This window comes from Hamadaea tsunoensis DSM 44101 (genome assembly GCF_000428945.1).
Taxonomy (GTDB): domain Bacteria; phylum Actinomycetota; class Actinomycetes; order Mycobacteriales; family Micromonosporaceae; genus Hamadaea; species Hamadaea tsunoensis.
On the sequence record NZ_AUAX01000005.1, the window covers coordinates 289,767 to 315,250 of the forward strand.

The 25,484-nt window shown below is 70.5% G+C and carries 26 protein-coding genes; 8 read left to right on the forward strand and 18 right to left on the reverse strand.

The features are described 5' to 3' along the window. Positions 1-118: 118 nt before the first annotated feature. The 6 genes from G401_RS52570 to G401_RS0111480 all read right to left on the reverse strand — a co-directional run bounded on the left by G401_RS52570 (position 119) and on the right by G401_RS0111480 (position 6,313). Positions 119-1,060, reverse strand: a complete 942-nt coding sequence (locus G401_RS52570) for a class I SAM-dependent methyltransferase (protein ID WP_027342632.1) — start codon at positions 1,058-1,060, stop codon at positions 119-121. Between the two features lie 79 nt (positions 1,061-1,139). Further along, positions 1,140-1,868, reverse strand: a complete 729-nt coding sequence (locus G401_RS0111460) for a PALP domain-containing protein (protein WP_027342633.1) — start codon at positions 1,866-1,868, stop codon at positions 1,140-1,142. Positions 1,869-1,943: 75 nt separating this feature from the next. Continuing rightward, a complete protein-coding gene (locus G401_RS0111465; protein ID WP_027342634.1) occupies positions 1,944-3,383 on the reverse strand; it encodes a GuaB1 family IMP dehydrogenase-related protein in 1,440 nt (479 codons plus the stop codon). A 4-nt stretch (positions 3,384-3,387) separates the two neighbouring features. Further along, on the reverse strand, positions 3,388-4,008 hold the full coding sequence (locus G401_RS0111470) for a hypothetical protein (protein WP_211240720.1): 621 nt from the start codon (positions 4,006-4,008) through the stop codon (positions 3,388-3,390). A 14-nt stretch (positions 4,009-4,022) separates the two neighbouring features. Further along, a complete protein-coding gene (locus tag G401_RS0111475; protein WP_027342636.1) occupies positions 4,023-4,334 on the reverse strand; it encodes a hypothetical protein in 312 nt (103 codons plus the stop codon). A gap of 230 nt (positions 4,335-4,564) precedes the next feature. Further along, on the reverse strand, positions 4,565-6,313 hold the full coding sequence (locus G401_RS0111480; protein ID WP_027342637.1) for an acetyl/propionyl/methylcrotonyl-CoA carboxylase subunit alpha: 1,749 nt from the start codon (positions 6,311-6,313) through the stop codon (positions 4,565-4,567). Between the two features lie 115 nt (positions 6,314-6,428). On the opposite strand from G401_RS0111480, the gene G401_RS44930 reads away from it, so the two are divergent. The 5 genes from G401_RS44930 to G401_RS44935 all read left to right on the forward strand — a co-directional run bounded on the left by G401_RS44930 (position 6,429) and on the right by G401_RS44935 (position 11,950). Continuing rightward, positions 6,429-7,076, forward strand: a complete 648-nt coding sequence (locus G401_RS44930; protein ID WP_245601689.1) for a PadR family transcriptional regulator — start codon at positions 6,429-6,431, stop codon at positions 7,074-7,076. 45 nt (positions 7,077-7,121) lie between these two features. Continuing rightward, positions 7,122-8,072: a daunorubicin resistance protein DrrA family ABC transporter ATP-binding protein gene (locus G401_RS0111490; protein WP_027342638.1), complete on the forward strand. Its 951-nt coding sequence runs from the start codon at positions 7,122-7,124 to the stop codon at positions 8,070-8,072. A gap of 3 nt (positions 8,073-8,075) precedes the next feature. Next, the gene (locus G401_RS0111495; RefSeq protein ID WP_027342639.1) at positions 8,076-8,831 is read left to right on the forward strand and encodes an ABC transporter permease; all 756 of its coding nucleotides are present in this window, start codon (positions 8,076-8,078) and stop codon (positions 8,829-8,831) included. A 97-nt stretch (positions 8,832-8,928) separates the two neighbouring features. After that, positions 8,929-10,665, forward strand: coding sequence for a S8 family serine peptidase (locus tag G401_RS57045; RefSeq protein WP_084557068.1), 1,737 nt, complete (start codon positions 8,929-8,931; stop codon positions 10,663-10,665). Positions 10,666-10,747: 82 nt separating this feature from the next. Then, complete coding sequence (locus tag G401_RS44935) at positions 10,748-11,950, forward strand: MFS transporter (RefSeq protein WP_084557069.1); 1,203 nt, start codon at positions 10,748-10,750, stop codon at positions 11,948-11,950. A 20-nt stretch (positions 11,951-11,970) separates the two neighbouring features. Here G401_RS44935 and G401_RS0111510 read toward each other — a convergent pair whose 3' ends face one another. The 7 genes from G401_RS0111510 to G401_RS0111540 all read right to left on the reverse strand — a co-directional run bounded on the left by G401_RS0111510 (position 11,971) and on the right by G401_RS0111540 (position 18,255). Next, positions 11,971-12,633: an O-methyltransferase gene (locus tag G401_RS0111510; protein WP_027342641.1), complete on the reverse strand. Its 663-nt coding sequence runs from the start codon at positions 12,631-12,633 to the stop codon at positions 11,971-11,973. Next, positions 12,630-13,253 (reverse strand): Maf family protein, encoded by a 624-nt coding sequence (locus tag G401_RS0111515; protein WP_027342642.1) that lies wholly within the window; start codon positions 13,251-13,253, stop codon positions 12,630-12,632. Before G401_RS0111515 ends, G401_RS0111510 begins: the two co-directional genes overlap by 4 nt. Before the next feature lie 9 nt (positions 13,254-13,262). Beyond that, complete coding sequence (locus G401_RS0111520) at positions 13,263-13,469, reverse strand: acyl-CoA carboxylase subunit epsilon (protein ID WP_027342643.1); 207 nt, start codon at positions 13,467-13,469, stop codon at positions 13,263-13,265. A 149-nt stretch (positions 13,470-13,618) separates the two neighbouring features. Further along, a complete protein-coding gene (locus G401_RS0111525; RefSeq protein WP_027342644.1) occupies positions 13,619-14,191 on the reverse strand; it encodes a hypothetical protein in 573 nt (190 codons plus the stop codon). Positions 14,192-14,231: 40 nt separating this feature from the next. After that, complete coding sequence (mycP, locus tag G401_RS44940; RefSeq protein WP_051366490.1) at positions 14,232-15,398, reverse strand: type VII secretion-associated serine protease mycosin; 1,167 nt, start codon at positions 15,396-15,398, stop codon at positions 14,232-14,234. Next, positions 15,398-16,831: a hypothetical protein gene (locus G401_RS0111535; protein ID WP_157545594.1), complete on the reverse strand. Its 1,434-nt coding sequence runs from the start codon at positions 16,829-16,831 to the stop codon at positions 15,398-15,400. The genes mycP and G401_RS0111535 overlap by 1 nt, the downstream gene beginning before the upstream one ends. A gap of 221 nt (positions 16,832-17,052) precedes the next feature. After that, positions 17,053-18,255: a S53 family peptidase gene (locus G401_RS0111540; protein WP_027342646.1), complete on the reverse strand. Its 1,203-nt coding sequence runs from the start codon at positions 18,253-18,255 to the stop codon at positions 17,053-17,055. A gap of 302 nt (positions 18,256-18,557) precedes the next feature. Here G401_RS0111540 and G401_RS0111545 point away from each other — a divergent pair, with 302 nt between their 5' ends. Next, positions 18,558-19,160 carry a hypothetical protein gene (locus G401_RS0111545; protein ID WP_027342647.1) on the forward strand — a complete coding sequence of 201 codons (603 nt, stop codon included), beginning with the start codon at positions 18,558-18,560 and terminating at the stop codon, positions 19,158-19,160. A gap of 4 nt (positions 19,161-19,164) precedes the next feature. On the opposite strand, the gene G401_RS0111550 is transcribed toward G401_RS0111545, so the two are convergent. The 3 genes from G401_RS0111550 to G401_RS57050 form a co-directional block, all read right to left on the reverse strand. Beyond that, the gene (locus tag G401_RS0111550; protein WP_027342648.1) at positions 19,165-20,736 is read right to left on the reverse strand and encodes an acyl-CoA carboxylase subunit beta; all 1,572 of its coding nucleotides are present in this window, start codon (positions 20,734-20,736) and stop codon (positions 19,165-19,167) included. A 208-nt stretch (positions 20,737-20,944) separates the two neighbouring features. Then, entirely contained in the window at positions 20,945-21,622 is a 678-nt protein-coding gene (locus tag G401_RS52575; RefSeq protein ID WP_051366491.1) for a hypothetical protein, read from the reverse strand. Continuing rightward, the gene (locus tag G401_RS57050) at positions 21,619-22,836 is read right to left on the reverse strand and encodes a WXG100 family type VII secretion target (RefSeq protein WP_051366492.1); all 1,218 of its coding nucleotides are present in this window, start codon (positions 22,834-22,836) and stop codon (positions 21,619-21,621) included. The genes G401_RS52575 and G401_RS57050 overlap by 4 nt, the downstream gene beginning before the upstream one ends. An 86-nt stretch (positions 22,837-22,922) precedes the next feature. On the opposite strand from G401_RS57050, the gene G401_RS44955 reads away from it, so the two are divergent. Continuing rightward, a complete protein-coding gene (locus G401_RS44955; RefSeq protein WP_051366493.1) occupies positions 22,923-23,684 on the forward strand; it encodes a biotin--[acetyl-CoA-carboxylase] ligase in 762 nt (253 codons plus the stop codon). A gap of 37 nt (positions 23,685-23,721) precedes the next feature. After that, on the forward strand, positions 23,722-24,252 hold the full coding sequence (locus tag G401_RS0111570; protein WP_027342649.1) for a PH domain-containing protein: 531 nt from the start codon (positions 23,722-23,724) through the stop codon (positions 24,250-24,252). A gap of 103 nt (positions 24,253-24,355) precedes the next feature. Here the strand turns inward: G401_RS0111570 and G401_RS44960 are convergent, their stop codons facing one another. After that, positions 24,356-24,958, reverse strand: a complete 603-nt coding sequence (locus G401_RS44960; RefSeq protein ID WP_157545596.1) for a GtrA family protein — start codon at positions 24,956-24,958, stop codon at positions 24,356-24,358. Between the two features lie 25 nt (positions 24,959-24,983). After that, positions 24,984-25,484, reverse strand: a complete 501-nt coding sequence (locus tag G401_RS44965; RefSeq protein WP_051366495.1) for a GtrA family protein — start codon at positions 25,482-25,484, stop codon at positions 24,984-24,986.

Below are 25,484 nucleotides of genomic sequence, written 5' to 3' on the forward strand. Positions count from 1 at the left end.
GCGGCGAATCCCGACACGGTTGTCCCGCGTTGCTCCCACTATCTCCCAGAAGTGGGAGCAGATGCCACTGATTTGCTCCCACTTTCTCCCAGAGATGGGAGCAATGCGCCGCTGACCGTCAGTGAGCGACGAAGTCCCAGTAGGGGCCGTGGCGGTGGTACTCGCGGGCACATCCCCCGCATTTCGCCGTCTCCGGCGTCCAGGCGAGCGCGCCGCGGCAGGCCGGGCACACCATCCGAGCCGTGAACGCGGGCAGCCCCGGTGCCGGTTCTCCGAAGCGCGGGGCCGGCGTGATCGTCCGCGTACCCACGACGAACTGGCTGGGGCCGAGCCAGCCGCGGCCGACGGACTGCGTACAGGCTTCGAGCCCTTGGACGACCGGCCGGGCGTACCGGGCGACGGTCGACGGTACGCGGCTCTCCCAGCGGCGGAAGTTGTTGACGCTGGCGCCGAGCCGCGTACGCCAGCCGAGCGACGTGAGCCGTTCGCGGATCGCGGTCAGCTGGAAGTTGAAGTACTTCTCGTCGGACGCGCCGGTGACGAGCGGCTGGGCGTTGCGGACGTCGGCGAGGCGGCGGTTGACGGCACCGCGGGCGAGGCCGAGCAGGTGGTGCTTGATCGGGACGTCGATGAGCCAGCCGCCGGCGATGGTCCGGCCCATCTCCCCGAGCGCGTGGTCGACGTCGGGCAGGTGGTGCAGTACGCGGATGACCATGGCGGCGTCGAAGGCGTCGTCGGCGAACGGGACCTTGTTGAGGTCGCACCGGACGAGGCCGAGCTTGTCGAGCGAGCCGGGGTGGCGTCCGGCCGCGTTGGTGAGGTTCGTGGCGGAGTAGTCGAGGATGACGGCCTGCTGCGCCTCGTGCAGGTAGTACCGGGAGTTGCGGCCGTACGCCCCGCCGAAGTCGGCGAACCACGAGAACGGGCGCAACTGGGGGATGAGCCGGCGCAGCACCCGGTCCTCGGACCACATCTCGTAGTCGCGGCCGTTCCAGTAGTCCTGGTAGTCGTAGTCGTTCGCGTCGTAGTCGATGGTGGGGAACGGGCTGGCCGTGGTCATGGCGCCATCCTAAAGGGATAAAAGCGAAGAAAATGGCGTACGGCGGAACGAGGTGTCCCTCGTTCGGGGGCGTGGCGGTTCAGCGGGGCAGCAGCCCGACCAGTCCGATCAGGTCGCTCGGATCGGTGAGCGCGCCGGCGAGGACCAGTGCCACGTGCTCGTCCGGCCGCATCAGATAGCTGTCCTGGAGGTACGCGTACGCGACCGCGGTGGCCTCGTCGACCGCCAGCCGCCGCTCACGCCACAGGGTCCGGCGGGCGTACGCCGCCCGGTCGGGGGTCGCCGAGGCGAGCAGGACCCGCGCCTGACCGCCGAGCGCGGCCTCGATGCCGACCGCGAGCGGGCCGGCCGAGACGATGACGGTGTCCAGGCGGCCGAGGGTCTGCGTCCACAGTTCGAGGCCGACCGTGCCGAGTCCGGTGATCGCCTCCGGGCTCTCCGGGTCGCACAGCAGCGCCCCGGTCGCCAGCCCGTACGCGCACGCGGCCGAGCGGTCCTCGGCGAAGTGCAGCGGCAGGTCCAGGGCCCGGGCGACGTGCTCGGCCGCGACGCGTACGCCGTCGTCCCCGAAGGACACCAGCCCCGCGTCCGCGTCGAAGGAGCGCTGCTCCAACGCGTACACGATGAGATTGAACAGCCCGCGGACGGTGACCGTGCCGGCGTGCTGGAGTTGTTCGAGTTTGAGCATGACGGTGCCGGGGAAGGCGCCGGGCTCGATCAAGGTGATCGGCGTGTGGCGGATGACGTGGCGGGTACGCGCCGCCGCCGCCTCGATCTCCTCACGCGCGACGCTGCCGATGGTGATCACGACGGCCCCCTCCTTCGTGGTCCTACATGGTGGACGACCGTCCGGCGTGCCGGGGTTGCCTTACTTCCAACGCCGCTACCAACTCGTCGGCAACGGCATTCCTTCGGCGTAGCCTGCCGCCGATTGGACGCCGACGACGGCGTTTTCGTGTAATTGGTCCAGCGTGCGTGCCCCGGCGTAGGTGCACGCGCTGCGGACGCCCGCGACGATCTCGTCCATCAGGTCCTCGACACCGGGCCGGCGGGGATCGAGATACATCTTCGCCGAGGAGATGCCCTCCTCGAAGACCGCCTTGCGGGCGCGGTCGAACGCGGAGTCGTCGGCGGTCCGCGCGCTCACCGCCCGGGACGAGGCCATGCCGAAACTCTCCTTGTAACGGCGGCCGTCCGGGTCGGTGTAGAGGTCGCCGGGCGACTCGTACGTGCCGGCGAACCAGGAACCGATCATGACATTGGCGGCGCCGGCGGCCAGGGCGAGCGCGACGTCGCGCGGATGGCGTACCCCGCCGTCGGCCCAGACGTGCCGGCCCAGGTCCCGCGCCGCGGCGGCACAGTCGAGCACCGCCGAGAACTGCGGCCGCCCGACGCCGGTCATCATCCGCGTCGTGCACATCGCACCCGGCCCGACGCCGACCTTGAGCACGTCCGCACCGGCCTCCACCAGATCGCGTACGCCGTCGGCGGTCACCACGTTGCCGGCCACGATCGGTACCGGCGGGTCGAGGGCGCGTACCGCGCGCAGGGCCGAGATCATCCGCTCCTGGTGGCCGTGCGCCGTGTCCACCACCAGGGTGTCCACGCCCGCGTCGAGCAGCGACCGTGCCTTGCCGGCCACGTCGCCGTTGATCCCGATGGCGGCGGCGATCCGCAACCGCCCCTTCGCGTCAAGCGCCGGCTTGTAGAGCGTCGCGCGGAGAGCACCCTGCCGCGTGATCACCCCGACCAGGCGCCCGTCGTGGTCGACCACCGGCGCCACCTTCCGCCGTGCCGAGATCAGCTTGTCGAATCCGGTACGCGCGTCGGCGTTCACGTCGACCGTCAGCGGATCCGGCGACATGACGTGGCGTACCTGCGCGAACCGGTCGACGCCGATGGTGTCGGTCTCGGTGACCACGCCGACCGGCCGGCGCTCGGCGTCGACGACGATCACCGCGCCGTGCGCGCGCTTGGGCAGCAGGTGGATCGCGTCGCCGACGGTGTCCGTCGGGCCGAGTGTGATCGCGGTGTCGTGGACGAGGTGGCGGTCCTTGACCCAGCCGATGACCTCGGTGACCACGTCGATGGGGATGTCCTGCGGTATGACGACCAGGCCGCCGCGCCGGGACACCGTCTCCGCCATCCGCCGCCCCGCGATCGCCGTCATGTTCGCCACCACGAGGGGGATCGTGCAGCCGGTGCCGTCGCTCGTGGACAGATCGACCTCGAGCCGCGAGCCCACGTCGGACCGGCTCGGTGCCATGAAGACGTCGGAGTAGGTGAGGTCGTACGGAGGAGTCGCGCCCGTCAGAAACCGCATTTCCCTATGCTAGGGACCGCGCCGGCGCGGGGCTGGCATTCCCGCCGGCTCGCAGTCCGTCGCCCAGCACGTGCAGCAGCCGGACCAGGTCGGCGCTCACCTGCATGTACTCGGAGTACGCGTTCGTCAGCTGGAACAACGTCTCGAACGTCCGCGCCGCGATCCGCCGGAAGATCTCGGGCGCGGCCGGGTCGGCGAGGTCGGCCGCGGCGCGGACCTGCGGGAGGAACTGGCGCACGGCGGTCAGTTCGCGGCCGCAGTGCTCGCAGATCGTCGTGATCTCGTTCAGCCGGTTCGCGAACGCCTCGATCGCTGGCAGCAGATCGTCCTCCAGTTGGTCCGCCAGGCCGCCGAGCCGGTCCGCGGCCGTGCCGGTCGCCTGGCGCGCGGCGTCCCCGGCCGCGCCTTCCCACTGGCCGAGCAGCGTGCCCGCCCCGGCGACGGCTGCATGGGCGCCGCGCAGCCGGGTCGCCGACGAGCTGAGCGCGGCCGTCGGAAGGAACACGAGCGGCGACTCCCAGGCGGCCGCGTCGAGCTGGGCGACGAACCCGTCCAGCTTGTCCAGCCGGGGATTGGCCCGCAGCGTGTTGGCCGTCTTCGCCAGCGCGATCAGATCCTGCATCACAGCGCCCGGGATGATCATTCGTAACGCCGCCCCTCGGCCCCGTCGGTGACGGCGTACGCCGCGGCGGACCGCTGAACGGAGGCCGCGAGGGTCTCGACGTCGACCAGGAGGCCGCGGACGGTCTCGGCCAGCGCCGCCGTGTACGCAGCGAACGCCCCGTCGACGTCGCATCCGGGAGTGTCGGCGGCATGGGGATCGGCGGGAATGTCCACCCGGGACAGATCGTCCCAGGAACCGACCAGCAGCGGGTACGCCTCGGCGGTCAGCTTCTCGGCCGCGGCGTGCAGATCCGGGGCGTGGACGGAGACGGGTTCTGACTCGCGCATACCCGGCACGTTAATCGAAGTAGGACGATGCCGCGAGGGCCTGTGGATAACCCCGCGGTGATCCGGCTTGGACCGGGCCGTGATCCCGTTTGGATCACGGAAATAACCCGAATCTTGGGCCATGATTCGGGTGAAAAACCTGATCCAAACCAGATCTTGGGGGGTGGGTGGAAGGTCGCGGATCTTGGGGGTGGGGGAGGGTCGCGGTGAACCGTCAGGCGGGCGGTTCGTCAGGCGATGGTGCAGATGACGGCGCCGGACTGGACGACCTCGCCCACCGCCGCCGTCAGCCCCGTGACCGTGCCCGCCTTGTGCGCGGTCAGCGGCTGCTCCATCTTCATGGCCTCCAGCACGACGATCGGGTCGCCCTCGGCCACGGTGTCCCCGTCGGCCACCACCAGCTTGACGATCGTGCCCTGCATCGGAGCGGTGAGCGCGTCCCCGCCGGCCGTGGCCGCGGCACCCCGCTTCGGGCCCTTCTTCGGGGCGGCCCGGCCCGGGGCGGGCGCGGCGGCGAGGCCGGCCGGGAGGCGTACCTCCAGGCGCTTGCCGCCCACCTCGACGACGACGGTAGTACGCTCCTCGGCCGTGCTGTCGGCCGCGGCCGCCGGACCGAACGGGGGCACGGTGTTGTCCCACTCCGTCTCGATCCAGCGCGTGTGGACGGTGAACGGCTCGCCGGTGAAGGCGGGGTCGCGGACGATCAGGCGGTGGAAGGGCAGCGCGGTCGCCATCCCGTCGACGACCATCTCGTCGAGCACCCGGCAGGCCCGCTCCAGCGCCTCCGCCCGGGTCGCCCCGGTCACGACGACCTTGGCGAGCAGGGAGTCGAAGTTGCCGCCGATGACGCTGCCGGACTCGATGCCGGTGTCGACGCGTACGCCGGGACCGGCCGGGAGGACGAGGCGGGTCACGGCTCCGGGCGCCGGGAGGAAGTTGCGACCCGGGTCCTCGCCGTTGATCCGGAATTCGATGCTGTGCCCGCGGGGCGTCGGGTCCTCGGTGAACCGGAGCTGCTCGCCGGCGGCGATCCGGAACTGCTCGCGGACGAGGTCGAGGCCGGTGGTCTCCTCGCTGACCGGGTGCTCGACCTGCAGCCGGGTGTTGACCTCCAGGAAGGAGATCGTGCCGTCCTGGCCGACGAGGTATTCGACCGTCCCGGCACCGTGGTAGTCGGCCTCCCGGCAGATCGCCTTCGCCGACTCGTGGATCGCGCGGCGCTGCTCGTCGGTCAGGAACGGGGCCGGCGCCTCCTCGACCAGCTTCTGGTGGCGGCGCTGGAGGGAGCAGTCCCGAGTGCCGACGACGATGACGTTGCCGTGCTGGTCGGCGAGGACCTGCGCCTCGACGTGCCGGGGCCGGTCGAGGTAGCGCTCGACGAAGCACTCGCCCCGGCCGAACGCGGCCACCGCCTCCCGGGTCGCCGACTCGAACAGGGCCGGGATCTCCTCGATCGTGCGGGCCACCTTGAGCCCGCGGCCGCCACCGCCGAAGGCCGCCTTGATGGCGACAGGAAGGCCGTGCTCCTGCGCGAAGGCGACGATCTCGGCCGCGTCCTGCACGGGTTCCGGCGTACCGGGGACGAGGGGGGCGCCGGCGCGCTGGGCGATGTGCCGGGCGGTCACCTTGTCGCCGAGGTCGCGGATGGACTGCGGGGTCGGGCCGATCCAGGTCAGCCCGGCGTCCAGCACCGCCTGCGCGAACTCGGCGTTCTCGGAGAGGAAGCCGTAGCCCGGGTGCACCGCGTCGGCGCCGGCCTTCGCGGCCACCGCGATCAGCTTGTCGATGCGCAGATAGGTGTCGATGGCCGTCTCGCCGTCCAGCGCGTACGCCTCGTCGGCCAGTTTCGCGTGCAGCGCGTCGCGGTCGGAGTCGGCGTACACGGCGATGCTGCGCAGACCGGCGTCGCGGCAGGCGCGGATCACGCGGACGGCGATCTCGCCGCGGTTGGCGATGAGGACGGTGGAGAGCGAGCCCATGGCCGGAGTCTAAACGCCCGTTCACGTCAGCACTCTGTGCAATGGCTCACGAGCGATCAAGATGCCGGGCCGAGGCGGTCAGGGCGACTCAAATTTGAGTATTACGCTGATGCGCATGGCCACCTCGTCCACCCGTCTGATGATCCTCGGCGTCGTGAGCTGGATGCAGCCCGTGCACGGCTACGACGTCCGCCGTGAGCTGCTGAGCTGGAACGCCGACAAGTGGGCGAAGATCCAGCCCGGCTCGATCTATCACGCGCTCAAGAAGATGACCGACGAAGGGCTGCTCGAGGAGACGGGGACCGAGCAGGTCGACGGGCGGCCGGAGCGCACGTCGTACCAGATCACCCCGCGTGGCCGGGACGTCTTCGAGTCCATGCTGCGGCAGCAGTGGTGGGAGATCAATCCGGCGATGGACCCGTTCGCCGCCGCCTTCGTGTTCCTGCCCGGCCTGCCCCGCAAGGAGGCGGCCGCGGCGTTGCGGCACCGGGCGCGGATGCTGCGCGTCACCGCACAGGGATTCGTCGACATGAACGACACCGGCCGCTCCGACGTCAACAAGCCCGCGTACGTGAAATGGCTGTTCGAGCTGTGGATCGCCCGCAGCGAGGGTGAGATCGCGTGGTGCGAGCGGATCGCCGACCTGATCGAGTCCGGCGCGCCGTACATGCCGGAGCGGGTGGACCACCCGGAGGGCTGGAGCGAGTTCGCGCGGCGTACAGGCGAGAAGCTGCCGGTCGGCGAGTCGGATTTCGAGCAATAATCAAACTTGACTAGTTACGTTATAACGCGATAGCGTGCGACCATGATGATCGAGACCCATGGACTGAAGAAGTCCTTCCGGTCCCGTCAGGGTCGTGACAAGAAGGCCGTCGAAGCGGTGCGCGGCGTCGACCTCGCGGTCGAGCCGGGTGAGATCTTCGGCTTCCTCGGGCCCAACGGAGCCGGGAAGACCACGACCTTGCGCATGCTGGCCACGCTGCTGGAACCCGACGGCGGCCAGGCCACGATCGCGGGCGTCGACCTGCGCCGCGACCCCGGCGAGGTCCGCCGGCGGATCGGCTACGTCGCGCAGGGCGGCAGCACCTGGGACGAGTCCACCGCGCGCGAGGAACTCGTCCTTCATGCCCGCATGTACGGCGTGGGCAAAGCCGAGGCGCAGCGGCGCGCGGCCGTGACGCTCGAAGCCTTCCAGCTCACCGAGTACGCCGACCGCCGCTGCAAGACCTATTCGGGCGGCCAGCGCCGGCGGGTCGACATCGCGCTCGGGATCATCCACCAGCCGAAGGTCGTGTTCCTCGACGAGCCGACGACCGGCCTGGATCCGCAGAGCCGCGCGCACATGTGGGACGAGGTGCGCCGCCTGCGTGAAGAGGGCATGACGGTCTTCATCACGACGCACTACCTGGAAGAGGCGGACGCTCTCTGCGACCGCATCGCGATCATGGATCACGGCCAGATCGTCGCCGAGGGTACGCCGGACTCGCTCAAGCAGGAGATCTCCGGCGACGTCGTGAACATCGGCCTGTCCGACACGACCCGGGCCTCCGACGTGCTCGGCAGCGCCGAATTCGTCCGCAAGCTGGAGACGACCGACAACGGCGTACGCCTCTACGTCGACGAGGCGGGCACCGCGATCCCGCTGATCCTGCGCGCGCTCGACGGCGAGGGCATCGCGCTCGGCACGATCGAGCTGCACCGGCCCAGCCTCGACGACGTGTTCCTCACCAAGACCGGCCGCACCCTGCGGGAGAGCTGAGCCATGAAACTGTTCCGAGACACCTGGCTGGTCTTCGGCCGCGCGACCCAGCTGCTGCTGCGCAATCCCGTGTGGATCATCGTCGGCATCGTCCAGCCCGTCCTCTACCTGCTGCTGTTCGCCCCGCTGCTGAAGCCGGCGCTGGGCGCGAAGACCAACGCCGAGGCGTACCAGGTGTTCGTGCCGGGTCTGCTCGTCATGCTGGCGATCTTCGGGGCGCTCTTCGTCGGCTTCGGCCTCATCGCCGAACTGCGGGCCGGCACCATCGAGCGCAGCCGGGTCACCCCGGTCAGCCGGGGCGCCCTGCTGCTCGGCCGGTCGCTGCGGGACGTCATGTCACTGCTGGTACAGGCGATCATCATCACCGTCCTGGCCATCCCGTTCGGCCTGTCCGTACGCCTCGGCGACGTGCTCCTCGCGTACCTGCTGCTGGGGTTGATCGCGATGTTCTGCTCGGCCGTCTCGTACGCCGTCGCCCTCAAGGTACGCAGCGAGGACGCCCTCGCTCCGCTGCTGCAGACGGTCAGCCAGCCGGTGCTGTTGACGGCCGGCATCCTGCTCCCGCTCGCGTTCGCCCCGGTCTGGCTGAAAAACGTGGCGAAATGGAACCCGTTCTCGTGGGCGGTGGACGGCGTACGCGCGCTCTTCAACGGCGATCCGGGCGCGCCCGCGGTGTGGAAGGCGCTCGTGATCATCGGCGTGCTGACCGTGCTGGCCGTGTTCTGGGCAGCGCGTTCGTTCGCCAGGTCCGTACGCTGACCGCACTGTCCACAGGCGAACCTCGCCGAGGAAGCTTCGAGTGGCGCCGCACGGTACTCTGCCGTGCGGCGCACTGTTCTTTGGGGAGGGGACGGGTATGCGATCACGAGCGACCACGAGTTGGACGGCGATGCTGCTGGCGGCCGTGACGGCTGTCTGCGCGGCTCTGCTGCCGGCCGGCCCCGCGAGCGCCGCGGACGCCACCCGGACGGCCGAATGGTGGTTGTCGCCGCTGAAGATCGCGACGGCCCACAAGATCAGCCACGGTGGCGGGATCACCGTCGCGGTGATCGACACCGGCGTCTTCGACCACGCCGATCTCAAGGGCCGGCTGCTGACCGGCATGGACTACACCGTCCCCGCGGGTGGCGACGGCAAGACCGACACGGACGGGCACGGCACCTGGATCGCCGGGATCATCGCCGGCACCGGGCACGGCACGGGCCTCGGCCTGCTCGGCATCGCACCGAGCGCCCGCATCCTGCCGATCCGCGTCTCGGCTGCCCGCCCGGCCCCGACCGACGGCACGGTGGCCAAGGCCATCGACTTCGCGGTCAAGAAGAAGGCGAAGATCATCCACCTGGCCGGCTACGGCGGCGATCAGGCCACCATGGACGCGGTCGCCCGGGCCGTCGCGGCCGGGGTGATCGTCGTCGCCTCGACCGGCAACACGCAGTTCGACAAGCAGATCCCGCCACCGGCCAGCTGGCCCGGCGTGGTGACGGCGGCCGGAACCGACCAGAAGGGCAAGATCGATCCGCTCTTCCTCACCGGCTCGAAGATCGAGTTCGCCGCCCCCGGCTCGGCGATGATCACGCTCGACAAGACCGCCGGCGCGTACGCGACGCCGGTGTCGACGGCCATGCCGTCCGCCGTGATCGCCGGGGTCGCCGCCCTGGTCTGGGCGCGGTACCCGAAGCTCAAGGCCGACCAGGTCCTCGACGCGATGCGCAAGAGCGCCACCGACCTCGGGCCCAAGGGTCGCGACCCGCAGTACGGCTTCGGAATGATCAACCCGGTCGCCGCCCTGAACGCCGCCAACATCCTCGCCTCGCCGTCGCCCTCGGCGAGCCCGTCGGCCAGCGCCGCACCGTCCGCGGAGGCGTCGGTGCAGACCACTGTGGACGCCACCGAGGCGGCTCCGCCCGCTGCCGCCGGGACCACCTCGGGTGGGGGCGGCGTACCGGTGGGGCTGCTCGCGGGGATCTTCGGCGCGGTGGTGCTCCTGCTGGCCGTCGGCACGGTGGTCATGATCATGGTTCGCCGGCGCGGCAACCCGCCGCCGGAGCAGGCCTGGGCGCCGCAGCCGGTGTCGTCGCCACCGCCCATCAGCCCCGCGCCGGCCGCCTGGAACGCCCAGCCGGCCATGACGTTCCCGAGCAACCCGCCGCCGGTCGCGACGGGCTTCCCGGCGGCGAGTGGATATCCCGCTACTTCCGGGTTCCCGGCGACCACGGCGACGGCCGAGACCACGGCGTCCTACCCCGCGACGCAGCAGGTATACGTGCCGGGCTGGGATCCGCCGACGGCGCCGCATCCCACGGTGGCCCAGCCTCCGGCCGCATCGGCCGCCGGGCGGCATGCCCCACAGCACACGGCCGAGCAGGTCGCGCCGCCCCAGCCGCCGCGGATGCAGCCGCCGCAGCCCGCGGTCCAGCAGCAGCCGGCAGCGCCGATGGTGAACCGGCCCGCCGTCGACGCCGCCGCGCTGAACCAGCCCACGATCGCCGTCCCGCAGCCGCGCTTCGCCTTCCCGACCGAAGCCGATCCGACGATCTACGACACCGCGAGCTTCCCCGTGCTGCCTGACGAGGGCAAAGGTCCGCGTACGTAAGGACCGTGCGTGGTGAAGCTCATAGCCGGGCCCGGCCACTCGGCCGAGCCCGGCGCGGCCGGCCCGCTTGTAACTTGGAGGCGTGCCTCAGCTCCGCCGTGACTCCGTGACCTGGCTCATCTATGCCCAACTCGGAGCGTGGGGCTACTTCCTCTACGGATTCGGCCCGGTCGTGCCGATGCTGCGCGACGAGGACCATGTCAGCAGCGCGGTGGCGGGCCTGCACAGCACCGCCTTCGCCGTCGGCTCGCTCATCGGCGGCGCGCTCGCCCCGGCCGTCCTGCGCCGCTTCGGTCGTGGTCGGAGCATGTGGGCCAGCCTGGCCGGCGTCGTGGCCGGTGTCGTCGCCTTCGCGCTCGTGCGCGGCCTGGCCTTCACCCTGCCGCTCGCCATGGTCATCATGGCGTTCGGCGTCATCATGATCACCGGTGTGGTGGCTTCGCTCAACGAGCAGCACGGCACCGCGGGCTCCGCCGCGATCACCGAGGCCAACGCCGTGTGCACCGCCGCCGGCCTCGTCGCGCCGTTCGTCCTGGGCGCCACCGTCGGCGCCGGCTTCGGCTGGCGTCCCGGCCTGCTGACGCTGGTCGCGCTGGTCGGCGTACTCGCCCTGGTCGCGTTCTTCTTCCGAGTACGCCTTCCGGCCGGGACGGTCGCACCGTCGCGGCCGTCGGGCGAGCGGCGTCCGCTGGGCCGGGCGTACCGGCTGGCCTGGTCGATGATGGCGATCACCGGCTCGGTCGAGGCCGGGCTGTCGCTCTGGGCCGTGGACCTGCTGCGCGAGCACAACGGCATGAGCTCGGGAACGGCCGCGCAGGCGATCTCGGCGGTGGTGGCCGGCATGTTCCTCGGCCGCTGGGCCGGTGCCCGGCTGGCGCTGCGGCTGCCCGCGATCCCGTTCTACTTCGGCGCGCTCTCGGTCAGCGCGGCCGGCTTCCTGCTGTTCTGGTCGACGCCGGTCGCCGCGCCGGCCATCGTCGGCCTGTTCGTCCTCGGCCTCGGCAACGCGATGCACTATCCGATCGCGATCGCGCTGGCCCTGCGCGCCGCCCCCGACCAGCCCGACCGGGCGGCGGCCGTCTCGTCCTACTCGATGGCGGTCAGTTTCGGTGTCGGCCCGCTGGCCCTGGGAGCGGCGGCCGACCTGCTCGGCGTACGCGGCGCGTTCCTGATCGTGCCGGTGCTGCTCGTCGCGGCGGCGGCCTGCGCCTGGCGGCTGCGGGTCTCGATGACCCGGGCGTCGGCCCCGGTTCCGGTGGCCGCCGAGGTGCTCGCCGTCTCCTGACGAGCACCCGGCCGCACCACCTACCGCTTGTACGCCAGCGTCAGCCCGTCCCCGATCGGCAGCATCACGGGCTCGACCCGCTTGTCCGCGGCGACGAGGTCGTTGAATGCGATCATGGCGGCCGTCGACTCCGACCGCTCGCCCTCGGGATCGAGCACTCGGCCCGACCAGAGCACGTTGTCCACGGCGAGGACCCCGCCGGGGCGTACGCGCGGGACGAGGGCCTCCCAGTAGGTCGCGTAGTTCTCCTTGTCGGCGTCGATGAACACCCAGTCGAGGTGCGGCTCGGCCGGCAGCTCGCCGAGCCGGTCGGCGGCCGGGCCGATGCGCAGCTCGACCAGGTCGGCGACGCCCGCCCGCTCCCAGTAGCGCCGGGCGATCGAGGTGTACTCCTCGGACACGTCGAAGCAGATCAGCTTGCCGCCGGGCGCCATGCCCCGGGCGATCGACAGGCTGGACAGGCCGGTGAACGTGCCGACCTCCACCCCGGCGCGTACGCCGATGACCTTGGCCAGGAAGGTGAAGAAGGCGGACTGCTCGGGCGCGATCTGCATCGACGACACACCACCGAGGGCGGCGGAGGTTTCGGCGATGAGGTCCGCGATCAGGCTGTCGGGCGGCGTACCGTGCGCCACCAGGTACGCGTGCAGTTCGTTCGAGAGAGTCAGGGACTGCTTGCTCATGATCGCCTCCAGAGATCCATGACGGTCAGGTCCAACTCGGCGAGCAGGCGGCGGAAGGTCGGCAGGGACAGGCCGATGACGGTGCTCGGATCGCCGTCGATGCCGGACACGAAGGGCCCGCCGAGCCCGTCCAGCGTGAAGGCGCCGGCGACGTGCAACGGTTCACCCGTGCCCACGTACGCCTCGATCTCGTCGTCGGTCACGTCGGAGAAGTGGACCGTCGTGGACGCCACCGCCTCGGCGGTCTTGCCCCGGTCCAGGTCCACCAGAAAGTGCCCGGTACGCAGAACCCCGCTCTTGCCGCGCATGGCGTGCCAGCGGTCGCGGGCGTCCTGAGCGTCGTCCGGCTTGCCGAGCACCTTGCCCTCGAAGTCGAGCACCGAGTCGCAGCCGAGAACGAGAACCCGGCCGGCCGGCAGATGGATGCCCTGCTCCGCCCGGCGTACGCGTTCCGCTACGGCGAGCGCCTTCATCCGGGCCAGCACGGCGCACAGCGTCTCGGCGTTGGAGGAGCCGACCGAGGATTCGTCGACCCCGCTGACGATGACGTGTGCGTCGATCCCCGCGGCCGCCAGCAGCGTACGCCGGGCAGGACTCGCCGAGGCGAGGACAAGATTCATCGGCTCAGATTATCGGCCCGACGCCCCCGGCAACCCCGAGGTACGCCAGTCGCGCGGACGGTCCGGCAGGCCACTCGCCCACCAGGCGCTGCGCGGCGCGGGTGCCGGTTCGGCGGGCCGGCCCGCGCCCAGGGCGAGGACGGCGCCGACGAGAGCGGCGATCTCCTCGTCGGTGGGGGCCCCGGTCACGACCTCGATCATCGGCAGCTGGCTCATGCCGACATTGTGCCCCGTCGGCGGCCGCCGCAGACACAGAGCGGGCGGTGCGATCAGATCACACCGCCCGCTGTACTACCTTGATACCTTGCGGGACGCAGGCGCCCGCAATCACGTTCGGCGCACACACGTGTGGCCGATCCGGGGACTCAGCCGGTGACGTCCGTGCCGTTGTCCGGGTTCGAGGTCGTGGTGCTGGTCGGCACCGTGACCGTCGTGGTCGTCGCCGGGGCCGTGACGGCGCCGTTCGGCGAGTAGGTCGTGTTGGTGTTGACCTTCGGATCGGTGCTCGTCGTGCTGTTGTCTATGACCTTCGTGACGTCCCGCGACGTCGCCGACGAGTACGCGTCCGACGACCCGTAGTTCTTGCTGATCTTGTCCGCGGCGACTGCCATGGTGTCCGTACCGTCGCCGTGGTCGAACAGGCGGTTGAGGGTCAGCTGGCGGATCTCGGCGTGCCGCTTCATGGCGTCGATCAGCTCGACGAAGTTCTGGTTGGTGTAGATGTCGCCGACGGCGAGGTCGGTGGCCACCTTGTCGCGGTGCGGGAGGTAGTTCTTCGTCAGCTCGTCCATCAGCGACTTCGAGAAGGACTCCAGGTCGTCGACGTTGACCGCGATGTCCTTGTAGTCCGCGATGAAGGTGGACGGCCGGTCCTCCGGCGGAAGGTGGTGGTACAGCTGCGGATCGTAGAGCAGCTTGTCGTCGTTGTTGCCCGTCATGGATGCACCTCCGTCACTTTCGATGAACAGTCTGCGCGCGTCAGCGCCCCGGTGACCACGGCGGGCCGGCGCTCGGCGGCGGCGGGCGCCGCCGGGAGCGGCTCATCGCCACCGCGACGATCACCAGGATGATGATCAGGACGACCGCACCGCCGGCCACCGCGAGCAGGAGCGGCAGCTTGCTGTCGCCGGAGCCGCCGCTGTCGGGCAGGGCGTCCGCCGGCGGCGAGGCGAGCGTCGGCAGCGGGCTCGACGCCTGCGCCGACGGCGACGCGCTCGAAGGCACGTCGGCGGTGAGCGCGGCGACCGGATCCACGACGCCGTAGCCGAACTGCGGGTCACGACCGGCCGGGCCCTTGTCGACGGCCGTCGCCTCGATCCGGTGCAGCACCTCGGCCGCGCTCAGGTTCGGGAACTTCGACCAGACCAGCGCGGCCACGCCGGAGACGATCGCGGTCGCGTCGCTCGTGCCGGTGCCCTTGCGCCAGATGCCCTTCAGGCCGGTGGTCACGATGTCGACGCCGGGCGCGGCCAGTTCGACCTCCGCACCGGCTACCGAGGTGGGGGCGTGGTTGCCGTTCTTGTCGACGCCCGCGACCGCGACCACCCACGGGTACCGGGCCGGGGACGAGACCGCCGTGTCGCCCTGGTCCGTGTTCCCGGCCGCGGCGAAGATCAGTACGCCGGCCGCCTGCGCGTCGTTGACCGCGCGCAGGGTCTGGAGATCGCCGGTGTCCTGCGAGATGTTGATGATCTTCGCGCCGTGGGCCATCGCGTACCGGATGGCGTCGGCCATCGGCTGGTCCTGGCCCTGGTACTTCGCGGTCGTGATGGTGATCGGCAGGATCTTGGCCTTGGGCGCGATGCCCAGCGCCCCGTCCTTGCCGCCCGCGCCGTGCCCGTGCGCGGCGATCAGCCCGGCCATGCCGGTGCCGTGGCCCTCACTGTCGGAGCGGCCGTTGCCCGCGCCGCCGGGCACCACGTCGGTCCCGTCGAGCACGTTGTCCGACAGGTCCTGGTGGTCGGCGACGCCGGAGTCGATGACCGCGACGGTGACGCCGGCACCCTGCGCGATCTGCTGCGCCTGGGCGATCTTCAGATAGTTCAGGTGCCACTGCTGTACGCGGACGTTGTCCGCGTACGCGGGGGTGGCCGCGAAAACGGCCACCACCGCGACTGCCGCCGCGACCAGGGTCCGGCGCAGCATCACCAACGTCCGCCGATCGCCGGGCCCGGATCGATGGGGCCGGACTCCGCCGGCGCCTCGACCACCGGGGCGACGCCCTCGGCGACCTCCCACGGGTTGTCCGGGTCCCATTCGTTCTCGTGGTCGTCAGGGTTGCGCTTGCCGCGTCCGCCGACTCCGCCGCCGACCATGCCGGCACCGCGTCCGCCGACTCCGCCGCGGCCACCGCGACCCGCCAGCTCCTCCTCGGTCACGCCCGGGCCGGTACGCCCGGCCGCGCCGCCACGCCCGCCGATGACTCCACCGGCCGGGTTGACGCCGCGCACGGACCCGCCGCGGGCACCGCCCATCGGGCCCATCCCGCCGGTCGCACCCTGGCGGCCGATGACGCCGCCGACGGGGTTGACCCGGCCGCCGCCCATCGGGCCCTCGCCCGGCACGCCGGTGAGGCCGCGGCCGCCGATGACGCCGGGCCCGGTCTTGCCGCCGGGGAACGTCGTCAGGGGACCGGTGGGGTTGGGCGGCGGGTTGATGAGGCCGCCGGGGCCGACGGGCGCCACCGGCGGGACCATGCCGATCGGCCCGGTGCCGGGCGGAGTGCTCGGCAGCGTCGAGATCGGCGCCGTCGGCATCGGCGTCGGCGCGACCGGCGGCGGCAGGGTCGTCGTGCCGGTCAGCGACGGCCCGGTGGTGGTCGGCGGGAGGAACACGGGCGGCGGGATGACCGGCGCGGTGTGGTTGCTGCCGCTGCCGGTGGTGCTTCCGCCGCCGGTGTCGCCGTCGCTGCCGCCGCCCACTTTGGAGCCGCCGGTGTCACGGCCGGCGATCTGCGGCGGCGTGTACGGCTTGGGCTCGACCATCTTGCCGCTGCTCACGACGAGGTCGGTGCTGAGGCCGGACATGGTCTGCCGCACGGTGTCGGTGATCTGCGCCTGGCGGGCGGCCGTCGCGGGGTCCGGATTGGACCTCTGCCACGCGGCCAGCGCCGACTTGTAGCTGTTGCTGCCGGCCGTGTACTTGTTGGCGAGCTCGGTCTTCTTGCTCGTCAGGTTCTGCTCGTATGTGGACTGAGTGCCCATGTTCTTCAGGTACTCGTCGTACAGCGGCTTGACCTTGTACTGCGCCTCGGACAACGAGGAAGTCAGGTTGGAGGCGCTCGTCTTGTTGGCCACGGCCGCGTCGTAGACGTCCTGCACGCTCGTGATCAGCTCGTCCAGCTTGCCGACGTACTCCTGCGAGGCCTGGCTCTTCTCCGGCGGCCACGCCTGCGTCAGCTTGTCCCGGAAGTCCTTGAGCCGCCACAGGTTCGTGGACGCCAGATCGATCGCCTTGTCCCAGCCGCTCGACTGCGTGTACATGGGATCGAGATTGATGCCGCTGATGTAGCTCCACATCGTGGGTACATCCAGCACATACCAGCTGGTGCCGCTGTAGGTGTCCTCTGGTGGAATCATCGCCGGACCCTCCCCGCTCGAGCGATCGACGCTGAGCCTACTGTGCCATACCGGTTCCATGCCACCCCGATGCCAGCGGTATGTCCGGCAAGCGGGAACTTGGCAGAGTTGTCCGCCGGTGACCGGAAGCGACCTCGGCGAACACCTCCCGCGTGACCTCCATGGGACGCGGCCCGGCGGAGGTTCCGCCGGGCCGCGATCAGGGGAGGAACAGAGATCCGTCAGAACCCGGCGACGCCGTTCGGCGTACCCAGACCGGTCGGGCCGTCCCAGCCGGCGCGCGCGTTGCACCACTGGGTCGTGGTGCACGAACCGTTGCTGCCGCTGGTCACGTCGAAGAAGTTGGCCGAGCTGTACCCCGTGTACAGGGTGTTGTTGCTGATCGACGCGGCGTTGCCGGCCAGCGCGTACACGCCGGCGACGATCGGCGCCGAGGCGCTCGTGCCGCCCACGACCCACCAGCCGCTCTGGCCCGAGTAGACCGTGCTGTCGTAGACCGACACGCCGCTGGCCGGGTCGGCCACGGCGGAGACGTCGGCCTCGGCCCGCTTGCTGCAGCCGGTGCCGAACGTCGAGGCGCCCGACAGTGCGGTGTTGTACTTCGAGCAGCCGCTGCCCGCGCTGGTCCACGCGGTCTCGGTCCAGCCGCGCGAGGTGCCCGTCGCCTTGGTCAGCTTGGTGCCGCCGACCGCGGTGACGTAGTGGGACGAGGCCGGGTACTCCGCGCCGTAGCCGCTGTCGCCCGAGGAGACGGTGATCGCGACGCCGCTGTGGTTGAAGTACGAGCCGTAGGTGGTGTCGCGCGCGTCCGAGCCGCCCCAGCTGTTGGAGACGACGGTGGCGTGCGCGGCCGCGTAGTTCTCCGCCGCGCCCAGGTTGGCGAAGCTCGACGAGGTCGCCTCGACCAGCAGGATCTTACAGTTCGGGCAGATCGCCGAGGCCATGTCCAGGTCGAGCGAGATCTCCAGCGCCCAGCCGGCGTCGGTGGCCGGGTACGACGTGCCGCCGGTCTGGTTGACCTTCTTGAAGCAGCCGTTGGCGGTGGTGCACGCGCTCAGCCCGAACTGGGCGCGGTAGACGCCGAGGTCGGCCTCTGCCGTCGGGTCGTTGTACGCGTCGACGATCGCGATCGTCTGCGATCCGCCGTTGGAGCCGGCCAGGGCGGTCAGCTTGTACGCGTCCAGCAGGTCGACCGGGTTGAGGCCGGCCGGCGAGGCCGTGGTGGCGTGCGGCGTCGCCGAGTCCGTGCGGACCCGGGCGTGGCAGGCGGCGGAGCCGGAGGCGGCCGTCGCGCAGGTGCGCTGGGACGAGTAGTGGTGCGCGGTGGACGCCTGCGCGGCCTGTGCCGGCTGCTGTGCGAGGACGGCCGTCAGTGCGGCGGCCAGGGCGGCAAGGCCCAGCCCGGCGCGGAGTGAGGTACGCATTCGAACCCTCCTGGGGGTTTGAGGGATACGCCGATGCCCACACCGGGTGATGGCGTGGGCACCTTTGATGCAGAACTGTAAATGTATAAGTTCGTGTGAGATCTCGTGAATGCGTTGCGAAAAGGCTGCGATTCGATGGGCGTACGCTGGGAATTCGCTAAGATCCACAGTGGAGGAAGTCTCCTACGAATCATAGGAGAAAGGCGATTCATCGCGCCACCGGCGGTGGACTCGCGGTCGGCTGGACCGCACCGGCGGGGGCGGGGAGTTGCCGGTCGGTACCAGCCGGCGTTGAGCTGGTCATGAGGTTGCTCGTCGTCGCCGTCCTCGTTCTCGCCGCCGCCGGCAGCTGTGCGCCGCGGCCCGCCGGGCAGGCCGACCGGACGGCCGTGCCCGCGCCCGACCCCCGGCTGCTCACCGTTCGTGAGATCGGCGGCGCGGGCTGGCGGGCGGCTCCCGCCCCGGAGGCCGTGGGCTGGGCGTTCGCGCTGAGCGGCTGCGCGGCGTACGCGCCCGCGGACTATCCGGCCCAGCAGCACCGGACCGCCGCGCGGGCGGCCGTGTTCACGCAGGGCCACGGCCGCACTGTGCAGATCGTGCTGGAGGAGTACGCCGACGGCTGGGCCCCGCGCGCGTTGACGGACATCCGGGCGGTGCTGACCGCCTGCCCCCGCTACCAGACGACGGCCGCCCTGGTCAGCCACACGATCGAGGACCAGCGGTTCACGGCCGACGACGCGGTGCTCGTCCGCAGCGACAGCATCCACGCCGACGATCCGGCGGTCCAGTGGTGGACGGCCGTCGTACGCCGGGGCGCGTTCGTGGCCACGGTCGCGGGCACGAACATGACCGCCGCCGAGGTGCGCCGGATCGCCGCCGCCCAGGCCGTCCGGATCGGCGGCTGACCGGCTACAGCGGAATGTTGCCGTGCTTCTTCGGTGGCAGCGTCTCCCGTTTGGTGCGCAGCGTACGCAGCGCCCGCGTCACGTGCGCCCGGGTGGCCGACGGCTGGATGACGGCGTCCACATAGCCCCGTTCGGCGGCGACATACGGGTTGGCCAGCGTGTCCTCGTACTCGGCGATGAACTTGGCCCGCTCGGTGACCGGATCGGCCGCGGCGGCCAGCTCCGCGCGGTAGAGGATGTTGACCGCCCCCTGCGCGCCCATCACCGCGATCTGCGCCGTCGGCCAGGCGAAGTTCAGGTCCGCCCCGAGATGCTTCGACCCCATCACGTCGTACGCGCCGCCGTACGCCTTCCGCGTGATCACCGTGATCTTCGGGACGGTGGCCTCCGCGTACGCGTAGATCAGCTTGGCTCCGCGCCGGATGATGCCCTCCCATTCCTGGCCGGTGCCGGGCAGGAAGCCGGGCACGTCCACGAAGGTCAGCACCGGGATGTTGAACGCGTCGCAGGTACGCACGAACCGCGCGGCCTTCTCGCTCGCCGCGATGTCGAGGCAGCCCGCGAGATGCGTCGGCTGGTTGGCCACGACACCGACCGGGTGCCCCTCGACGCGGCCGAAGCCGACCACGATGTTCTGCGCGTACAGCGGCTGGACCTCGAGGAAGTCGCCGTCGTCGAGCACCGTCTCGATGACCTGGTGGATGTCGTAGGGCTGGTTGGCCGAGTCCGGGATCAGCGTGTCGAGCGCGCCGTCGGAGTCGGTGGGCTCCAGCGACGCCGTCACCGGGTACGCCGGAGCCTCGTCCATGTTGTTCGAGGGCAGGTACGCCAGCAGCGCCTTCACGTACTCGACGGCGTCTTCCTCGTCGGCCGCCAGATAGTGCGCGTTGCCGGACTTCGTGTTGTGCGTACGCGCCCCGCCGAGTTCCTCGAACCCGACGTCCTCACCGGTGACGGTCTTGATCACGTCCGGGCCGGTGATGAACATGTGCGACGTCTGGTCGACCATCACGGTGAAGTCCGTGACCGCCGGCGAGTACACCGCGCCACCCGCGCACGGCCCCATGACCAGCGAGATCTGCGGGATGACGCCGGACGCCCGTACGTTGCGGAAGAAGATCTCGCCGTACAGGCCCAGCGAGACGACGCCTTCCTGGATCCGCGCGCCGCCGGAGTCGTTGATCCCGACGACCGGGCAGCCGATCTTCATCGCCAGGTCCATGACCTTGACGATCTTCTCGCCGAACACCTCGCCCAGCGACCCGCCGAACACCGTGAAGTCCTGCGCGAACACGCACACCTGACGCCCGCCGACCGTGCCGTACCCGGTCACCACGCCGTCGCCGTAAGGCCGTGTCTTCTCCAGGCCGAAGTTCTGCGACCGGTGCCGCGCCAACTCGTCGAGCTCCACGAAGCTGCCCTCGTCGAGCAGCATCGCGATCCGCTCGCGGGCGGTCCGCTTGCCCCGCGCGTGCTGCTTCTCCACGGCCCGCGCCGAGCCGGCGTGCACGGCCTCGTCGATGTGGGCGGCGAGGAGGGCCAGCTTGCCGGCGGTGGTGTGGGGATCGGGCGTCATGCGCTCGATCCTAAATCAGCGTTCAGGAGAAAATCTGTGACTGTGGTCATTCCTGAGATTCAAGATCAAATTCTGGAGGATAAAGATCATTTTGTCCCGGGTTCGTCGATCTCACCTCCGCTCCTCGCGCGGGAGACCGTTCCGGCCCTGGGGGGCCTCCACTGCCAGGTGAGTGGGGCGACGCATCGTTCGCCGTCGGCCGGTCGCGCTATTCGGCGGCGAAAAAGACGTCGCCCGCGGCGATCTGTGCGGCTGTCGCTCCGCTCAGGCTGACGAGGCCCTTGGCGCCGTCGGCGAGCTCTGTGGCCATGCCGTCGCGGAGGCGGACTCCGGCCACGGTGACGCGCTCGTCGGTGCCGTGCCGGATGAACTCGGCGCCTACGGTGATCGGGCCGCCGGTTGCCGAGGCGCCGCAGAGGGCCAGGGTTTCGTCGCCGGTGCCGGTGACTTCGCGGACGAGGATGACGTCGAGGCGTACGCGGTCGTCGGCCGAGGCCGGGCGCGGGGTCAGGAGCGTGCGGTTGGCTTCGAAGATCTCGATAAGCTCTTCGCGCTCGACGGTCGGCGGCACGTAGGCGGCGGCGCGGATGCGGGCGAGGAACTCCTCAGGCAGGTCCATGTCGTAGGTGGCCACGAGGTACGCGGCCATCGTCGGCCACGCCCATTCCCCGTCGGTACGCACACCGGACCCGCCGTCGACGGTCTGCGTCCCGCCGATGGGGTCCTGCTCCGGGCCCGGGACGGCGATGAGCGTCGTACCCCGGTCGAGGTACGCGACGACCCGGTCGCGGTCGATGAGGCGGATCCGGTCGCCCAGCACGGATCGGGGTTCGACCCCGGTCCCGACGGTGTAGCCGAGGGCGTCGTAGAAGCCGGCGTACCTCATTCGAGCATCCACCCGTCGTTCTCCCAGTCGAAGTTCTGCCATTGGCCGCCGCCCGCGAACGAGCCGTCCGGGTTCACGTAGAGCTTCGTATTGTAGCCGTGAACAGTGGTTTTGAGCTCTCTGGCCATCGGGGTCGTCATGTTGCCGCCCCAGCACGTGATGAGCCGGATCGGCTGACCGGGCACGTAGGACGGATTGGCCCGGACGGCCGCCGCGACCTCCTCGGGCGTCGTGCCCATGGCGAAACCGTGCTGGTTGCCGTGGATGACGACGTTGTGGACGCCGTCCTCGCGGGGCGCGAACGCCAGCGCGTCCGCGGTGTTGGGGTCGTTGCCGATCGCGGTCGCGCCGGGCTCGTGGGTGACGGTGGGTTCCCAGGTCGCCGGGTCGAAGTCCTCGGCCATCCCGCGGCCGTGCGGCGCGTGCGGGTCACCGTGCAGCGGATCGGCCCGGCCCAGCTTCTTCAGCAGGGCGCGCAGTTCGGTGAGGATGTCGCCGAGCTTGCCGACGAGCGGGCGCAGCCGCTTGAGGGAGCGCAGGAGTGCCTCGATGAATCCTTTGATCTTGTTGACCCACTTGGCGACCAGGGCGGTGACCTGGCCGATGACGACCGGTGTGCCGAGGCCGAGGGTGAGTCCCTCCTCGGCCAGCCACTGCGGCAGCCGGGCGGCGAGGGTCGCGATGAACTGGGCGATCAGGTCGCGGACGATGCCCCGGACCAGGCCGACGAGCAGCCCCGCGCCCTCGACGGCATAGGAGATCGCGTTGGTCGCCTTCGAGATCCCTTCCAGCGCCTGCAGGTGGATCCCCGCGTGCTCCCGGTACGCGTCGCCGGAATCCCCGACCCACTGGGCGGTCTGCGTACGCACGGCGTCGGCGAACTGCTCGCGCGCCTGATCGGTGAACTGGGAGACGTTCTTCCACGTCTGCGCGTGCGCGGCGATCTTGTCAGGGTTGCCGGCCAGCCAGTCGAGGGCTTCCTTCAACGGTTTGAGGTGCTCCATCAGCCAGGAGACGCCCCACGCGACCAGCGAACCGATCGGGTCGATGACCATGCCGAGGATGTCGAGAGTGCCGCCGACCCCGCCGAGGGTGGCGTCCACCCAGGAATGGTTGTGAATGCCGTTCGCCACCTGGGCGGCGTCCTCGACGAGACCGAGGCCGGTATTCCACGTCGTCGAGGAATGCGCCTGCGCGACGAGTGGATTCGTCATAGCTCACGGCCCCCCGGAGTGTGCGGACACCAGAAAAGTACGGGCGCCGGCCAGGTGGCACAAGGGGGTGTGGATAACCTGATGACATGCAGTTCCGCGTACGCCGGGTCGCCGAAACCGGGTCCACCAACGCCGATGTCCTGGCCGCCGCGGCCGCCGGGGAGCCCGAAGGTCTGGTGATCGTCGCCGGTACGCAGACCGCGGGCCGCGGGCGGCTCGGCCGCAGCTGGCAGTCGCCGCCGGACGGCGGGCTCTGGTGTACCACGCTGCTGCGCCCGGTGGACGTGCCGACGGCGCGGATCGGCTGGCTGCCGCTGCTCGCGGGGGTGGCCCTCGCCGAGGCCGTCCGGGCCGTCACCGGGCTCGACGCCGGTCTGAAGTGGCCCAACGACCTGCTCGTACGCGACGCGAAGTGCGCCGGTGTCCTCGCCGAGTCCGACGGTGCCGGTGCGATCGCGCTCGGTGTGGGCCTCAACACCAACCTGGAGCCGGGTGAGCTGCCCCCGACCCCGACCGGCATCCGCGCGACGTCGCTCGCGTATGAGCAGAGGAAGGCCGTCGACAACGAGGAGATCCTCGACGGCTTTCTGACACGACTCGGCGAACGTTACGACAGCTGGCAGGCCGCTTCCGGGGACGCGGCGGCGAACGGCCTGCACTCCGCGTACGCCGGAATGTGCGTGACGATCGGCCGCGAGGTGAGAGTGATCCTGCCCGGGGGCGCGGAGCGGCGGGGTCTGGTGACCACTGTGGACGGTGACGGGCGTCTCGTCGTGGCCGGTACGCCGGTCGCGGCGGGTGACGTGGTGCATGTGCGGCCGATGGCGCGACTGGACGGCACCGTCTAACCTCAGCGCGACCCACCGAGTAAGCAGGAGGTAAGTCGTGGCATTCCCCGAAGACGTGCTCAGCGAGGACGAGCGCGTCGTGATGCACCTGCACCCGCACTGGAAGGCGCTGATCTGGCCGGTGATCCTGACGGTCCTGGGCATCGCGCTGACCGTGGTCGCGGGCGTCGCCATCAGTGCGATCGGGCTGTACATCGTGGGGGCGCTCGCGCTGATCGCGATCGTCTGGCTGGCGCTGTGGCCGTACCTGAAGTGGCGCACCACCCACTACGTGTTCACCAACGAGCGGGTGCTGCTGCAGACGGGCGTCTTCTCCCGCAACCGCCGGGACATCCCGGTGAACCGGATCAACGACCACTCGATGAGCCAGACGTTCCTGGAGCGGATCCTCGGTTGCGGCACCCTCACGATCGAGTCGGCCGGCGAGCGCGGCCAGTCGATCCTGAAGGAGATCCCGCACGTCGAGCGCGTGCAGACGTCGCTCTACGAGATCGTCGAGGCCGATCGCGACTCGCACAGCTACGACGACGACGAGCGCCCCGCGCAGCCCACGCGCGAGAAGAAATGACGGCTCGTACGCACAGCAGAAAGGCCCGCCGACCGGCGGGCCTTTTCGTTTCCGTGCCTTCCTGCGCCTCCCTGCGCCTTCCCGTGCCGTCGTACGCGTCCGGTCAGACGGCGCCGGACGAGTGCGCCTGCGCGAAGCGGCGGAACTCCTCCTCGGTGAGGTGGCCGGCGGCGTACGCCTGCTCGATCTCGGCGAGCGTCGCCTCGACCCCGAGGGTGCCGGTCGTCGCCACGGCCGCGGCCAGCGCCTCGCCCTCGGCGATCTGGGCGGTCGACGGCTTGAAGACGAACGTGCGGTACGCCCAGAACCGGAAGATCGTGCCGAGCACCAGGCCGACGATCTTGGCGATGTTGGCGGCGAGGATCGACTTCGCGTCGAGCATGTAGACCGCGGCGCCGATGACGGCCGACTCGATGCCGAGCCCGATCAGGTTCAGGAAGACGAAGAGCAGGAACTCACGCGAGGCCGAGTGCCCGCTCGGCCGGTCCTTGAAGGTCCAGTACCGGCTCATCAGGTACGCGAACACGGTCGCGACGGCGGTGGCGACGAAGTTGGCCTTCAGCCGGCCGACGTCGGCGATCGAGACCAGCAGGGCGTCGAAGACGGCCAGGTTGATCAGCGTATTGAGCACGCCGACCACGCCGAACTTCATGATCTCGTGGGCCAGCCGCTGGAAGCGCGGAGGTAGGAACCGGACAAGACGCACCCGATTCACCTTACCCGGGTCGCCTTCAGGCCCGCTCGGCCTGTGGCTGAGCGAACACGAACCGCCGGTACGCCCAGAACCGGAACACGGTCGCCGCGGCGTTGCCGACGATCTGCCCGGAGATCAGGTCGGCGACGGGGGACTGCAGAACCGGCCACATGCCGCCGAGCAGGTAGTGCGTGATCCACAGCACCACCAACGTGATGCCGAGGCCGATCAGGTTGAACAGGAAGTACAGCAGGTACTCCCGGTGCAGCGCGGTACGCGGCCGGTCGCGCCAGGTCCAGAACCGGTTGCCGAGGAAGGCGCAGGTCGCCGCGATCGCCGTGGAGATCGTCTTGGCCAGCGTGGTCTCGAGGCCGAGGCCCAGGAACACCGCATAGAGAATGGTGTCCGTGGCGAAGGCGAGAACACCGACGACGCCGAACTTGCCCAGCTCGTGCAGGATGCCCCGGAAACGCCGGTACAACCTGGTTACCAGCCCCGCGCTATCGGCCTCGGGCTCCGGCCTGGTGACGGTCGACAC

Coding starts and splice junctions, on each gene's coding strand:
- G401_RS0111465 (WP_027342634.1), bottom strand. CDS start 3,383: ATGCGGTTTCTGACGGGCGCGACTCCTCCGTACGACCTCACCTACTCC.
- G401_RS0111480 (WP_027342637.1), bottom strand. CDS start 6,313: ATGGGCTCGCTCTCCACCGTCCTCATCGCCAACCGCGGCGAGATCGCC.
- G401_RS44955 (WP_051366493.1), top strand. CDS start 22,923: ATGCAGTTCCGCGTACGCCGGGTCGCCGAAACCGGGTCCACCAACGCC.
- G401_RS57045 (WP_084557068.1), top strand. CDS start 8,929: ATGCGATCACGAGCGACCACGAGTTGGACGGCGATGCTGCTGGCGGCC.
- G401_RS44930 (WP_245601689.1), top strand. CDS start 6,429: ATGGCCACCTCGTCCACCCGTCTGATGATCCTCGGCGTCGTGAGCTGG.
- mycP (WP_051366490.1), bottom strand. CDS start 15,398: ATGCTGCGCCGGACCCTGGTCGCGGCGGCAGTCGCGGTGGTGGCCGTT.
- G401_RS57050 (WP_051366492.1), bottom strand. CDS start 22,836: ATGACGAATCCACTCGTCGCGCAGGCGCATTCCTCGACGACGTGGAAT.
- G401_RS52575 (WP_051366491.1), bottom strand. CDS start 21,622: ATGAGGTACGCCGGCTTCTACGACGCCCTCGGCTACACCGTCGGGACC.
- G401_RS52570 (WP_027342632.1), bottom strand. CDS start 1,060: ATGACCACGGCCAGCCCGTTCCCCACCATCGACTACGACGCGAACGAC.
- G401_RS0111545 (WP_027342647.1), top strand. CDS start 18,558: ATGAGGTTGCTCGTCGTCGCCGTCCTCGTTCTCGCCGCCGCCGGCAGC.
- G401_RS0111520 (WP_027342643.1), bottom strand. CDS start 13,469: ATGAGCCAGCTGCCGATGATCGAGGTCGTGACCGGGGCCCCCACCGAC.
- G401_RS0111540 (WP_027342646.1), bottom strand. CDS start 18,255: ATGCGTACCTCACTCCGCGCCGGGCTGGGCCTTGCCGCCCTGGCCGCC.
- G401_RS0111490 (WP_027342638.1), top strand. CDS start 7,122: ATGATCGAGACCCATGGACTGAAGAAGTCCTTCCGGTCCCGTCAGGGT.
- G401_RS0111510 (WP_027342641.1), bottom strand. CDS start 12,633: ATGAGCAAGCAGTCCCTGACTCTCTCGAACGAACTGCACGCGTACCTG.
- G401_RS0111525 (WP_027342644.1), bottom strand. CDS start 14,191: ATGACGGGCAACAACGACGACAAGCTGCTCTACGATCCGCAGCTGTAC.
- G401_RS0111535 (WP_157545594.1), bottom strand. CDS start 16,831: ATGATTCCACCAGAGGACACCTACAGCGGCACCAGCTGGTATGTGCTG.
- G401_RS0111515 (WP_027342642.1), bottom strand. CDS start 13,253: ATGAATCTTGTCCTCGCCTCGGCGAGTCCTGCCCGGCGTACGCTGCTG.
- G401_RS0111475 (WP_027342636.1), bottom strand. CDS start 4,334: ATGCGCGAGTCAGAACCCGTCTCCGTCCACGCCCCGGATCTGCACGCC.
- G401_RS0111550 (WP_027342648.1), bottom strand. CDS start 20,736: ATGACGCCCGATCCCCACACCACCGCCGGCAAGCTGGCCCTCCTCGCC.
- G401_RS0111495 (WP_027342639.1), top strand. CDS start 8,076: ATGAAACTGTTCCGAGACACCTGGCTGGTCTTCGGCCGCGCGACCCAG.